At 71.9% G+C, this 12,223-nt stretch carries 10 protein-coding genes; 3 read left to right on the forward strand and 7 right to left on the reverse strand.

What is annotated here, in order from left to right; genetic code table 11:
• Positions 1 to 4 precede the first annotated feature (4 nt).
• Positions 5 to 3,187, reverse strand: coding sequence for a glycoside hydrolase (locus Q4V64_RS50060; protein ID WP_124444877.1), 3,183 nt, complete (start codon positions 3,185 to 3,187; stop codon positions 5 to 7).
• Between the two features lie 165 nt (positions 3,188 to 3,352).
• Positions 3,353 to 4,219 (reverse strand): 3-hydroxybutyryl-CoA dehydrogenase, encoded by an 867-nt coding sequence (locus Q4V64_RS50065; RefSeq protein WP_124444878.1) that lies wholly within the window; start codon positions 4,217 to 4,219, stop codon positions 3,353 to 3,355.
• Positions 4,220 to 4,410: 191 nt separating this feature from the next.
• Between Q4V64_RS50065 and Q4V64_RS50070 the strand changes: the two genes are divergently transcribed.
• Complete coding sequence (locus tag Q4V64_RS50070; protein WP_124444879.1) at positions 4,411 to 5,637, forward strand: CoA transferase; 1,227 nt, start codon at positions 4,411 to 4,413, stop codon at positions 5,635 to 5,637.
• Positions 5,638 to 5,681: 44 nt separating this feature from the next.
• Entirely contained in the window at positions 5,682 to 6,854 is a 1,173-nt protein-coding gene (locus Q4V64_RS50075) for an acyl-CoA dehydrogenase family protein (RefSeq protein WP_124444880.1), read from the forward strand.
• Here the strand turns inward: Q4V64_RS50075 and Q4V64_RS50080 are convergent.
• Both Q4V64_RS50080 and Q4V64_RS50085 read right to left on the reverse strand, forming a co-directional pair.
• Positions 6,847 to 7,752, reverse strand: a complete 906-nt coding sequence (locus Q4V64_RS50080; RefSeq protein WP_124444881.1) for a LysR substrate-binding domain-containing protein — start codon at positions 7,750 to 7,752, stop codon at positions 6,847 to 6,849. The genes Q4V64_RS50075 and Q4V64_RS50080 overlap by 8 nt on opposite strands.
• 90 nt (positions 7,753 to 7,842) lie before the next feature.
• The gene (locus Q4V64_RS50085) at positions 7,843 to 8,121 is read right to left on the reverse strand and encodes a hypothetical protein (protein ID WP_124444882.1); all 279 of its coding nucleotides are present in this window, start codon (positions 8,119 to 8,121) and stop codon (positions 7,843 to 7,845) included.
• A gap of 182 nt (positions 8,122 to 8,303) precedes the next feature.
• On the opposite strand from Q4V64_RS50085, the gene Q4V64_RS50090 reads away from it, so the two are divergent.
• Positions 8,304 to 8,705, forward strand: a complete 402-nt coding sequence (locus tag Q4V64_RS50090) for an SseB family protein (RefSeq protein ID WP_124444883.1) — start codon at positions 8,304 to 8,306, stop codon at positions 8,703 to 8,705.
• A gap of 13 nt (positions 8,706 to 8,718) precedes the next feature.
• On the opposite strand, the gene Q4V64_RS50095 is transcribed toward Q4V64_RS50090, so the two are convergent.
• The 3 genes from Q4V64_RS50095 to Q4V64_RS50105 are packed head-to-tail and all read right to left on the reverse strand — an operon-like array spanning position 8,719 to position 12,220.
• Positions 8,719 to 10,110 carry an FAD-linked oxidase C-terminal domain-containing protein gene (locus Q4V64_RS50095; protein ID WP_253267435.1) on the reverse strand — a complete coding sequence of 464 codons (1,392 nt, stop codon included), beginning with the start codon at positions 10,108 to 10,110 and terminating at the stop codon, positions 8,719 to 8,721.
• A gap of 11 nt (positions 10,111 to 10,121) precedes the next feature.
• Positions 10,122 to 11,228, reverse strand: a complete 1,107-nt coding sequence (locus Q4V64_RS50100) for an acyl-CoA dehydrogenase family protein (protein WP_124444884.1) — start codon at positions 11,226 to 11,228, stop codon at positions 10,122 to 10,124.
• On the reverse strand, positions 11,225 to 12,220 hold the full coding sequence (locus tag Q4V64_RS50105; protein WP_124444885.1) for an ABC transporter substrate-binding protein: 996 nt from the start codon (positions 12,218 to 12,220) through the stop codon (positions 11,225 to 11,227). The genes Q4V64_RS50100 and Q4V64_RS50105 overlap by 4 nt, the downstream gene beginning before the upstream one ends.
• Between the last annotated feature and the right edge of the window lie 3 nt (positions 12,221 to 12,223).

Genomic DNA, 12,223 nt, shown 5'->3' on the forward strand with positions numbered 1-12,223 from the left:
CTCCTCAGCGCCGTACGAGTTCGATCCGGTACTTCCTGGTCTGTGTCCCGTCCTCACTGGTCACCGAGACGACGGCCGAGGCCCGGCGGGGATCGCCGGCCCGGTCGACCGCGACGGTCGCGTAGGGGTCGCGTGCCGTCGCCGTGACCACGGCCCGGTTCGGGTCGTCGGTGGCGACACGGTAGGTGGTCGTGTCGGGGTCGAACGGTGCGACAGGGACCCCGGCCACCTCGATCGACGCGGCGGCCGCGTCCGAGGAGACGCCGGGTGTCCCGGCGTACACCTCGATCTCGCTCATGGTGATGTAGCCGCCCTGACGGGCTGTCATGACCAGGCGCACCCCGGTCGCCGGCCCGGCCTCCAGCGGGACGTCGACCACCGGTGTGCCCTCGGTCCCGACCTCGATGTCGTCGCTCGCGTCGACCCACGTACCGTCGGCGGCGCTGCGCACCTGCGCCTTCAGGCTAGATGGGAACGAGACGTTGGTTCCGTCCCGGTGGAAGTGCGCCACGACACGGTCCAGGTCGCGTGCCGCCGGGAGCGTGAAGGTGATGGTGTCGGACGGGTTCTTGGTCCCCGACTTCCAGTTGGACCAGGCCTTCTCGGACAGGTCGCCGTTGCGCAGGCGTTCCGCGGAGTATCCGTTCTCGGTGAAGGTGGCGGCGACCGAGACACCGTCGTCGGACGCGATATTGCTCTCCACCGGTTCGGTGACCTGCACACGTACGGCCGCGTCGACCGTGCCGCCGTCGACGACCCGTGCCGTGCCGCGCAGCGTCACGACCCCGGTCCTGACGAACGCTCCGTCGGGCGCCTGGTCCCAGGTGACCGGAAGATCGGCCCTGCCGCCGTTCCTGCCGACGCCGACGACCGTGGCCGGCAGCTCCGGCTTCCCGCCCACGTAGGTCTTGGCACGGCCGGGGAGGGTCGAGCCGATCGTGTCGACGGTGACGATCGCCTTGGCGGGGAACTCCCGCCCGAGCGCGTCGGTCGCCCGGCCCGTGACGCGTACCGTCCCGGGATCACGCCACTTCCGGTCCGGCGGCAGGTTCCACACCACGGGGAGCGAGCCTCGGGCGCCGTCCCGGAACACCGGCGTCACCGTCCCCGGGAGCTTCGGTGGCAGGCCGGGGACGGTGAACGCCTCGGCCGGCTCGGTACGCAGCACCGTCTCGTCGGTCACGGTCCAGCGCTGATTCGCCGCCGAGGTCGGCGTGTACGTCGACACCTTCGCACCGTCCGCGGAGGACTGCCCGGCGACGTCGATCAGGCGGCCGGTGGCGGCGTTGACGAACGTCCATGTGCCGTCGCCCGTCGTCGACATGATCCATCGCGCCCCGTCATCGACCCGGCCGCTCGCCGGTTCCTCGAGGACGGCTTGGTTGTCGCGCACCGCGAGCCGCTTGCCGGTCGCGGCGTGGGTGACGGTGTAGTGCTCGCGGTTGTCGGTGCCGGGGCTCAACTGGCGGACGGACCACAGCTGTTCCGCGTCGGCGGTGTCCGTCGTGCGGATGACGACGCCGCTGCCGTCGTCCGACGGAGCCAACGACTTGCCGCTCTGGGCCCCCTGCAACCGGTAGACGTGGCCGGGCTGGACCAGCGCGGCGTCCTTCGCCACGCCGCTGACACCCTCGACCAGGAAGGTGGTGACCGACTTCGCGGGGACGTCGAGCGTGGCCGACCGGTCGGACACCCGGACCGGAGCGCCTCGTACGAGGGCACCGTCGGCGCTCGTGACCACGGGGGTGACGGTGGCCCGCGGCGCGACCTTGCCGAAGCGCGAGAGGTCGAGGGACACCGAACGCGCGGACGTGCCGCTGTTCACGTGCACCACGGTCGCCGCCCGGCCGGACTTCTTCACCGCGGCGACGCTGGACGGGTCGTCGACCTTCACGAAGTGATCGCCGGGGCGGATGTGGTGGGTGAAGTTCCGGATGGTGTGGAACTTCGAGTTGGCGCGGATCGGGCAGGTCTCCAGGGTGTCCTCGGCCGTGCAGTTGAACGGGACGTGGATGCTGCCCCAGTTCTTGCCGGCCGCGGCCTGTGGGATGGAGTCCTCGACCGGCTGCCAGAACACCCAGGCGGAGGGCTCCAGTTCACGCATGTCGTCGACCATCCGGGTGGCGATCCCGAGCCCCGGTTCCATGCCGGTGAAGTCGGTGCCCGTACCCCAGGTGCCCTCGACCTCGCTCATCCAGAGCTTCTTGTCCGCGCCCTTGGCGATGTCGCGGGCGCTGGTGCGCATACTCGTGCCGTAGGTGTGCACGTTGAGTTGAGGGACGGCGGCTCGCGCGGCGTCGCCGTAGGCGTTCCAGTTCTGGGTGAAGATGCCGGGGTTGGTCTCGTCCATCGCGGAGATCTCGGCGCGGGTCTTCGCCTTCTCGAGCGCCTTGTCGACGGCGAGGACCACCTTCTGCTGGAGTTCCGGTCCGGCGTGCGCGCCTTCCTGGCGCCCGCCCGTGGGCTGGCCGTCCGCTCCGAGCTGGGTGCCCCAGTAGGGTGTGTTGGGCTCGTTGAGCGGGGCGATGGTGTCGAACTTGATGCGGTGCTTCTTCTCCAACTGCTCGGTCACGCGCACCAGGTAGGTGGCGAAGTCGTCGACACGGTCGGCCCGGATCTGGTCGCTACTGGCGTCGAAGCCTCCGGAGACGTAACCGCTGACCGTCTGGAACCAGGGCGGCGAGTTGCTGAACGCCTCCCAGCGGGTGATCTTCTTCTTGATCTGGTCCACCCACCAGCGCTGGCCCGCGTCGGCGTCCCAGTTCCAGTGGTCCGGGTTGTTCGGATCCCACCAGTCCATGTCCTGGCGGGTGGTTCCCTCGGGGGCCTTCCAGAAGCCCTCCATGGTCGCGCCCGCCTTCATGTAGTCCTTGCGGACGTCGGGGGCGTTGCCGCCACCGATGTTGTAGCGCGCGATATTGAGGCCGAGACCGTCCTCGCCGAACAGCATGTCGACGAGCTGTCTTCGGATGGGTTCGGGATAACGCCCCGTGGCGTTGGCGAACCAGACGAGGCTCGTTCCCCAGCCCTCGAACTCCTGCTGCTGGTAGGAGGGGTCGATCCGCACCGTGACCGCGCTCCGCGGCGGCGAGTCCGCGCGGGCGACGGGGGCGGCGACGAGACCTGCGGCGAGTACCAGGGGGATCGTTGGTGCCAACGCCTGGGCGAAACGATGTCGACCGGACACGGAACTCCCTTCCAACAACACGGAGACGCACAGAATCGACCAGAAGCGATCGAGCTCAAGGCATGCTTAATGACGAAAATGAACACGTCAAGACATTGCGCAGACCGTGGCCCGAAACCGCCCCGTGCTGATCCGCCGGCCCGCGAGGGACGAGCGCCCTACGGCTCACGCCGCCGGATAGCTGAAGAACCCCTGCCCCGACTTCCGGCCCAGCAGCCCCGACTCGACCATGCGGCGCAGCAGCGGGGGAGGGGCGTACAGCGGTTCCCGGTACTCCTCGTACAGCGCTTCGCCGATCGCCGCCACCGTGTCCAGACCGATGAGGTCGGCCAGCCGCAGCGGCCCCATGGGATGGGCGCAGCCGGCCGTCATGCCGGTGTCGATGTCCTCGGCCGTCGCCGCGCCGGAGCCGACCAGCCGTACCGCGGCCAACAGGTAGGGCACCAGCAGGGAGTTCACCACGAAACCCGCCCGGTCCTGCGCCACGATCACCCGCTTGCCCAGCACCTCGCCCGCGAAGGCGCGCACCCGCAGTTCCGTCGCCTTGGAGGTGTGCAGTGAGGGGATCACCTCCACCAGCGGCATGACGGGGACCGGGTTGAAGAAGTGCAGCCCGATCACCGCCCGCGGGCGCCGGGTGGCGGCGGCGAGCTTGGCGATGGGGATGGAGGACGTGTTGCTGGCCAGGACCGCGGCCGGGTCGGTGACGATCTCGTCCAGCTGCCGGAACAGCGCCGTCTTGGCCTGCTCGTCCTCGACGGCGGCCTCGACGACCAGGTCCGCCCCGGCCAGGCGGGTCGGATCGGCCGTGGCGGCGATGCCCGCCAGGGCGTGCGCGCGGTCCTCGGGGGTGAGTGCGCCCTTCTTCTCCGCCCGGAGCAGCGAGTCCGCGATGCCGGCCAGCCCGGCGCGGGCCCGCTCCTCGGTCGTGTCGCACAACGTGACGGGTAGTCCGGCCCGGGCACAGACCTCTGCGATCCCTCGGCCCATCTGCCCCGCGCCGACGACTCCCACGCGCTTGATCGCTGTCATGTGTCCCTCCGCCATTGCCTTGGTGCCGCGGCGAGCGTAAGCCGGGCAGACCCCCGCTGACCTGCCCGGACAGAACGCTTTTCGCGCACAAACATGCGTCGGTACGTCGTTGACCGGCCGCGCCGCGCGGGGCCAGGCTGATCGCGCCGGGGCCTGCCCCGACGGCGGGCGACGATCACCAGGAGGCAGACGTGGGAAACAAGGACGGCACAGGCCGAGGGGCCCTGGAAGGCGTGCGGATCGCGGACTTCTCCCGCGTGCTCGCCGGACCGTACGCCACCATGCTCCTCGCCGACCTGGGGGCCGACGTCGTGAAGGTCGAGCGGCCCGGCGCGGGCGACGAGACCCGGCAGTGGTGTCCGCCCGCCGACGAGAACGGCACTTCCACGTACTTCCTGGGCGTCAACCGCAACAAGCGCTCCGTCGCCCTGGACCTGGCGAGCGAGACCGGACGCGAACGGGCCCGTGCGCTCATCGCCGAGTCCGATGTCCTGGTGGAGAACTTCCGGCCCGGCACGATGGAACGGCTCGGGCTCGGACACCAGGACCTGACCGACCGCCACCCGCGGCTCGTCTACTGTTCCATCAGCGGTTTCGGCACCGGCGACGGGGCTGCCATCCCCGGTTACGACCTCCTCGTGCAGGCGGTCGGCGGGCTGATGAGCGTGACCGGCCGGCCCGACGGCGAACCGGTGAAGGCGGGGGTGGCCCTCGTCGACGTGATCACCGGTCTGCACGCGACGCTGGGCATCATGGCGGCCCTGCGGCACCGGGACGCCACCGGCGAGGGGCAGCGCGTCGAGGTGAGCCTGCTGGGCTCGTTGCTGTCGGCGATGGTCAACCAGGCGTCGGGTTACGCCGTCGCGGGCGTCGTACCCGGACGGATGGGCAACGCCCACCCGAGCATCGCGCCGTACGAGACCTTCCCCACCGCCGACCGTCCGCTGGCCCTCGCGGTCGGCAACGACGGGCAGTTCGCGGCGCTGGCCGCCGTGCTCGGCTGCTCCGGCCTGGCGCGGGACGACCGGTTCCGTACCAATCCCGACCGGGTCGCCCACCGCGATGAGTTGCGGAAGGCTCTCAGTGACCGGTTGGTCACCGCAGGCGCCGACCACTGGTCCGCCGCGCTGCTGGCCGCCGGCGTGCCCGCGGGCCCGGTCAACACGCTCGACGAGGCGTTCGACTTCGCCCACCGGCTCGGGCTGCCCGGCATCGTCGACGTCCCGGCCCCCGGCGACGCGGCGGTGTCCCGGCAAGTCGCCCACCCCATCGCGCTGAGCGCGTCGCCCGCGCGGTACCGCCTGCCGCCGCCCGGTCTGGGCGAGCACACCGCGGAGGTCTTCCGCGGTCCGGCACAAGCCCCGAACCCGCATGACGAGACCCCCGAACCGCATGACGACACCCCCGAACCCGCATGACCACGCCCCCGAACCCGCCTGACCGGCACCACAGGGAGAGATCCATGTCCGTCGCCACCGACGCCCCAGTCCTGGACCTCGACTGCGAGCACCTGTTCACCGTCGAGGAACTCCGCTGGCGCGACCGGGTACGGGAGTTCACCGCGAAGCACATCACCCCGGTCGTCGACGCAGACTTCGAGGACCGGCACTTCCGACTCGAACTCGTGCGGGGGCTGGGCGAGTTGGGCGTCCTCGGCATGCATCTGGAGGGACACGGATGTGCCGGCGCCGGCGCGGTGAGCTACGGCCTGGCCTGCATGGAACTGGAGGCAGGTGACACCGCCTGGCGCACGTTCGTGTCCGTCCAGGGTTCGCTCGCGATGACGGCGATCGCCAAGTGGGGCTCGGACGAGCAGCAGCGGCGCTGGCTGCCCGGCATGGCGGCCGGGCGGACCATCGGCTGCTTCGCCCTCACCGAGCCCGACGGCGGCAGCGACCCGGCCGGGATGAGGACGGTCGCGCGCCGAGAGGGCGGTGACTGGGTGCTGAACGGCGCCAAGCGCTGGATCGGGCTGGGCAGCGTGGCCGACGTGGCGGTGGTGTGGGCGGCGACGGAGGAGGGGGTACGCGGCTTCGTCGTACCGACGGACACACCGGGTTTCGTCCCCCGCGACATCACCAACAAGCTCTCCCTGCGCGCCTCGATCCAGTGCGACCTGAGCTTCGAGGACTGCCGGGTGCCCGCCGACGCCGTCCTCCCGGGCGTCATCGGCCTGCGCGGCCCCTTCAGCTGCCTCAACGAGGCCCGCTACGGCATCGTCTGGGGCGTCATGGGAGCCGCCCGGGAGTGTCTGCGCGCCGCCGTTGAGCGCTCCACGAGCCGACGCGTCTTCGGCAGGCCGCTGGCCGAGTTCCAGCTGACCCAGCAGAAGCTGGCGGACATGGCGGTGGAGTACCAGAAGGGGCTGCTGCTGGCCCTGCACCTCGGACGGCTGAAGGAGGACGGCCGGCTCGCCCCCGCACAGATCAGCGTGGGCAAGCTCAACAACGTGCGTGAGGCGCTGGACATCGCCAGGACCGTGCGAACCATCCTCGGCGGGGACGGGGTCACCAGCGACTTCCCGGTGATGCGGCACATGGCGAACCTGGAGTCCGTCCGCACCTACGAGGGCACCGACGAGGTGCACGCCCTGGTGATCGGCCAGGCGCTGACCGGGCACCGGGCCTTCAGCTGACGGTGACCGCGAGGGCCGCCGCCTCGCGCAGGCGGCGGATCACGCCGCGTACCGCGGGGGACGTCTCCCCCTTGCGGTAGGCGCCCACCAGCCGGGTGGTCGGCCGTACGTCCGCCAGCTGACGGTAGGCGACCCCCGGTATCCGTACGCGGCGCAACGAGTCCGGCACCAGCGCCACCCCCCGACCGCCGCCCACGAGAGTGAGCGCGGCGATGTAGTCCCGCACCGGAGGGGCGATCTCCGGGGTGAAGCCGCCGTGCTCGCTCACCTGGAGGATCTGGTCGCGGCAGCCGTACTCCTCGTCGAAGTACGGCGCCACGAAGCGCTCCTCCCGCAGCGCGGCGGCCGGTACCGACTCATGGGCGGCCGCCGGACCGGCTTCCGGCACCGCGAGGACGACCTCTTCCGTGAGCAGGACGGTCGCGGTGACCCCGGGCGGGTAGGCGGGCCGCCAGCGCAGGAAGCCGACGTCGATGTCCCCCGCGGCCAGGGCCTCCAGCTGGGCCGGGGTCTCCAGCTCCCGGACCCCCACGGTCAGGTCGCCGCCCGAGGCCGAACTGGCCAGGATGCCGGTCACGATCCCCGAGAAGGCGGCCGAGGCCACGTAGGCGATCTCGGCGTGCCCCAGCTCCCCGCGTCCGGCCCGACGGCCCACGGCCTCCGCGCGGGAGACCTGGGCGAGTGTGCGCTCGGCCTCCGGCAGGAACAGCCGGCCCGCCCCGGTCAGCGCCGGGCGGGCCCGGCGCCCGCGGTCGATCAGACGTACCCCGAGATGCGCCTCCAGCGCCCTGATCTGGGCACTGAGCGCGGAGGGTGCCAGATGCAGCCGGTCCGCCGCCCGCGCGAAGTGCAGCTCCTCGGCGACGACGACGAACGAGGCCAGCCAACGCAGCTCCATCGGCTCCTCCCTCCTGACGCATAGGTGAGTGCTAACGATAGCAAGGAGGGTCGGCTAATTCCCCCGGCGCTCGCCGCAACTTCGACCTGATCACCGGCCTGCGATCTTCGGCGCCGACGGCGACTTCCGGGCCGCGTCCACGGTGGCACCCATCGGCGTGGCGCGGCCCGACGGCGACGGCCATGTCGTCCTCGACGGCACCTGGCCGTACTCCTCCGGCGCCCCCGTGAGCTGGCCGCCATCATGATCGGCACCACGTACGCCGCCGCCGACGAGGTACGCCCAGGTCAGCCCCATGTGGGCGCGAGCATGGCGGAGCCGCCGGCTCGCCGGGTCGGCGGCGACCGCCTGGGCCTGCCGTCGGACCACATCCCGTTGATCCCCTGAACGGCATACGGTCCCCTCACCTGCACCTGATCCCTTGAACCGCGCGTGAACGCCTGAATCCCACAGGATTGCTCCGGCCGAGGTCGGGTACGCGAGCAGGACCGCGCCCGAGGCGATCTTGTCCCGGGCGGGCCGTCAGACCGCCGCTACCAGGGGATTCAGCCATGGACACACCCGCTTACGACAACCCCGTCACACCGGCCCGGCGGGCGCTGGACGCGCTGGCCGAGAACACCGAGGACCAGACCGCGCTGGCCACACTGGCGAGCAGCGAGGTTCTCGTGCCGGTGCCCGACGACGCCGGTCAGGAGGAGGCCAGCGACCCCGGCACGGTGGCGCTGCCCGTCCTGGAACAGGCGGACGGCGCTCCGGTGGTGCCCGTGTTCACCTCGGAGCCCGAGATGGCCGACCTGCTCCCGTACGTCTCCCGCTACCGCCTGGTGCCGCTGGCCGCGCTCGCCGCGCAGTGGCCGGCGGACGAGCTGTCGCTGACCATCGACGCCAGCTCTGCCCACCCGCTGACACTCACGTCCGAGGGGGTCCGCACACTTCTGGCGAGGTCGTAGGGCTCAGTCGGCCTCACAGGCCCTTTCCGGGATTGAGGATCCCCTGGGGATCGAACGCCTGCTTGATCCGCCGCTGGAGCCCGTGGGCGGCGGGTCCCAGTTCCTCGGCGACCCACTGCCGCTTGAGCACGCCCACCCCGTGCTCGCCGGTCAGTGTGCCGCCGAGCCGCAGGGCCAGCGCGAAGATCTCGCCCGCCGCCTCCCACGCGGCCTCCGGCAGGTCGTCGTGGGACGGATCCACCACGATGATCGGGTGCAGGTTGCCGTCCGCCGCGTGCGCGAGCGTGAACACGAGCACGTCGTGGCGCGCGGAGATCGCCCGGATCTCGCGCACCGCCTCCGCCAGGCGGGAGCGCGGGACCGCGATGTCTTCGATGAGCGGGCGGCCGAGCCGTTCCAGTGCGGGCAGCGCCAGGCGGCGGGCGGCCAGCAGGGCCTCGGCCTCGGCGGGATCCTCCGTCGTGTCCACCGTGGTGGCCAGAGGTGCGAGCAGCCGGGCGACCGCCGCCGCCTCGGCCGCCGCGCCCGCACCGTCGCACTGCACCACCAGCAGCGCCGCGCCCCGTTCCCGCAGCGCCGGGTCGATGGCGTGCAGCACGGGCCCGTCGACGAGTTCCGCCAGCGCGGGTTCGACCCCGGCACGGGCCAGGGCGTACGACGCTTCGGCCGCCGCCTCGAAGGACGGGAAGTACGCGGCGAGCGTGGCCGTCGCCACCGGCACGGGGCGCAGCCGCAGTGTCGCCGAGGTGATGACCGCGAGGGTGCCCTCCGAGCCGGTGAGCAGCGCGGTCAGGTCGTAGCCGGTGACGCCCTTGACCGTACGGCGGCCCGTGCGCACCACCGCGCCGTCCGCCAGTACCGCCTCCAGTCCCAGCACGCTGTCCCGGGTCACCCCGTACTTCGCGCAGCGCAGTCCGCCCGCGTTGGTCGCGATGTTCCCGCCGATCGTGGACACGGCCGCGCTCGCCGGGTCGGGCGCGTACCGCAGGCCGTACGCGCCCGCCGCCCGGTCCAGCTCGGCGGTGATCACACCCGGTTCGACGACGGCGAGCTGGTCGTCGGGTGACAGCTCGAGGACGCGGTTCATGCCCGACAGGTCCAGGACCAGGGAGCCCTCGGGCGCGGTGGCCCCGCCCGACAGACCGGTGCCCGCGCCGCGCGGCACCACCGGCACGCGCAGCGCGTGCGCGTGCCGGAGCGTGACCGTCACGTCCTCCGTCCGCCGGGCGTGCACCACGGCCAGCGGTTCGCCGGCGGGCCGGGTGCCGGAGCGGTCGGTGGCGTGTGCGGTGAGCACTGCCGGGTCGGTGGTCAACCGGTCGGGCGGCAGATCGCGGGCGAGCAGGCCGAGGAGGCGGGCGGGCGCGGTCGTTTCCGGGGCGGCGGTCACGGGTTCAGTGGTCACGGATTCAGTGGTCACGGGTTCAGTGCCTTCGTTCCGACGGCGAGCAGAGAGACGTCCTCCTGGGGTGCGTGCACGGGCGCGCACTGGATGTCCCGGAAGTGCCGCTCCAGCGGGTTGCCCCGGTCCAGCCCCGGGTTCCCCAACAGCCGTACGGCAAGCTCCACTGCCCGTACGCCGTGCCGGTCGGCCAGCACGCGGGTGCCCAGGGCCTGTTCGGGCGTGTACGAGGTGTCGCCGGCGTCGAGCTTCGCGCAGCCGTCGAACACCAGCTGTCCGGCGGCCGTGAGCAGCACCTCGATCTCCCCGGCCGTTCGCCGGAAGCGCTCCGTACGGGCCACCGGGTGTCCCAGGTTGGCGGGCACGCGCGCGTGGGCGAAGGTGTGGAAGAACGCCTGCGCGGCGCGGGCGACGCCCAAGTAGAGGGCGGCGAGCGGGAGATGGAGGGCAGCGCCCGCCCGGTTGTCCTGTTCGGCGGCCGGTCCGTACGGGCCGATGCCGATGACGTGCTCGTACGGCACCTCCACCGCCCGGAACGTCACCTCGTGGCTGCCGCTGGCGCGCAGCCTCAACTGGTCCCAGCGGCCCGTGATCTCGATGCCGGGCGAGCCGCCGGGCACCAGGAACGTGCCGACGCGTGGCTCCGGCTCGTCGGTGCTCGCCCACACCAGGAACCAGTCCAGTCCCTCGGCCCCGGTCACGAACCGCTTGGTGCCGCTGACCTCCCAGCCGTCGGCCGTGCGCCGCGCCCGGGTGGCGGGCAGCCCGCCCCGCGCGGGGGAGCCCAGATCGGGCTCCACACGCGCGTGGTTGACGAGCACGGGACGCTCGAACGACTCCTTGACCACGCGCGCGTACAGCTCCTCGGGCCAGTGCGGCTCCGCCGCCTGCCGGGCATGCGCGGTCAGCGTCATCGCCGTGATCAGGGCGACGGACGGGTCGGCCCGGCCCAGCGAGTGCAGGATGCGGGCGCTCTCCTCGACCCCGGCTTCCCGGCCGCCGTACCGCCGCCCGATGGTCGCGGTGAGCAGTCCCGCCTCGTGCGCGATCCGGAGGGACTCGGTGGGAAAGGCCGCCGAACGGTCGTACTCGGCGGCGAGTTCGGCGATGCGCTCGGTCACAGGGCCTTCTTCAGGTCGGCGTTCAGTTCGGTGGTCCAGAACGACTTCACGTCCAAGTGCTCCTTCAGCGCCCCGAGTTCGCTGAAGGCGTCGGCGACCTTCTGCTGCGAGGCGACGGCGTCGTCGCCGACCGTCCTCGCCTGCGTGGGGCGTTGGGCCTGGGCGTCGACGAGGTCCTTGCGGGCCTGGGCGAGCGGCTGGTGGGTGGCGTCGGCGGTGATCCGGGCGAAGCCTTCCTCGCGCCCGTCGCGGACGTAGGCGTACGCCTTGGTGATCCGCGCGATCAGATCGGCCGCTGCCGCCTTCTGCCAGGAACTCTCCAGCACGCTGTCCCGCGCGGACCAGAGGAAGTTGCCGGACAGGATGTCCTTGCCCGAGCCGACCGTGCGGGCGCCCTGCTGGTGCGCGGTGATGATCGACGTCCCGTACGAGGCGAAGGCGTCGATGCCGCCGCCGTTGAGGGCCGCCAGACCGTCGTTCGGCAGCAGCGGCTTGGCGTCGACGTCGGACCACTTCAGGCCCGCCTGCCTCAGCAACTCGTACAGGAAGTAGTGGGCGGTGGTGTTCTGGACGTAGCCGACCTTCTTGCCCTTCAGACCGGCGATGTCGCGCACCTTGGAAGCCTTGGGGACGACGACCTCCTGGTTGAGGGTGGCCCCACGCTGCACGGCGGCCACCTTGAAGTTCGGTTCGCCGTCGGCGGCGGCGAAGACCGGCGGGATCTCACTGGAGGAGGCGAGGTCCAGGGCTCCGGCGCGGATCGCCTGGAGCTGCTGGTCACCGCCCTGGAACTGGCTCCACTCGACCTTGTACGGGGTGTCGTCGAGGTGGGCGTACTTCAGCACCGCCTCCTCGGCCTTCCAGCCGGTGGCGCCGACTCTGAGGGTGACGGAGGGGGACTCGGCCTGCGCCTCGTTCCCGCAGGCCGCCGCGAAGGGCAGAAGCAGGACGAGGGCGGCGGCGGACGTGCGCAGGGTGCGGCGGAACAACACGGG

It is taken from the genome of Streptomyces sp. NL15-2K, from assembly GCF_030551255.1.
Lineage (GTDB): Bacteria > Actinomycetota > Actinomycetes > Streptomycetales > Streptomycetaceae > Streptomyces.

Coding starts and splice junctions, on each gene's coding strand:
- Q4V64_RS50065 (WP_124444878.1), bottom strand. CDS start 4,219: ATGACAGCGATCAAGCGCGTGGGAGTCGTCGGCGCGGGGCAGATGGGC.
- Q4V64_RS50075 (WP_124444880.1), top strand. CDS start 5,682: ATGTCCGTCGCCACCGACGCCCCAGTCCTGGACCTCGACTGCGAGCAC.
- Q4V64_RS50080 (WP_124444881.1), bottom strand. CDS start 7,752: ATGGAGCTGCGTTGGCTGGCCTCGTTCGTCGTCGTCGCCGAGGAGCTG.
- Q4V64_RS50090 (WP_124444883.1), top strand. CDS start 8,304: ATGGACACACCCGCTTACGACAACCCCGTCACACCGGCCCGGCGGGCG.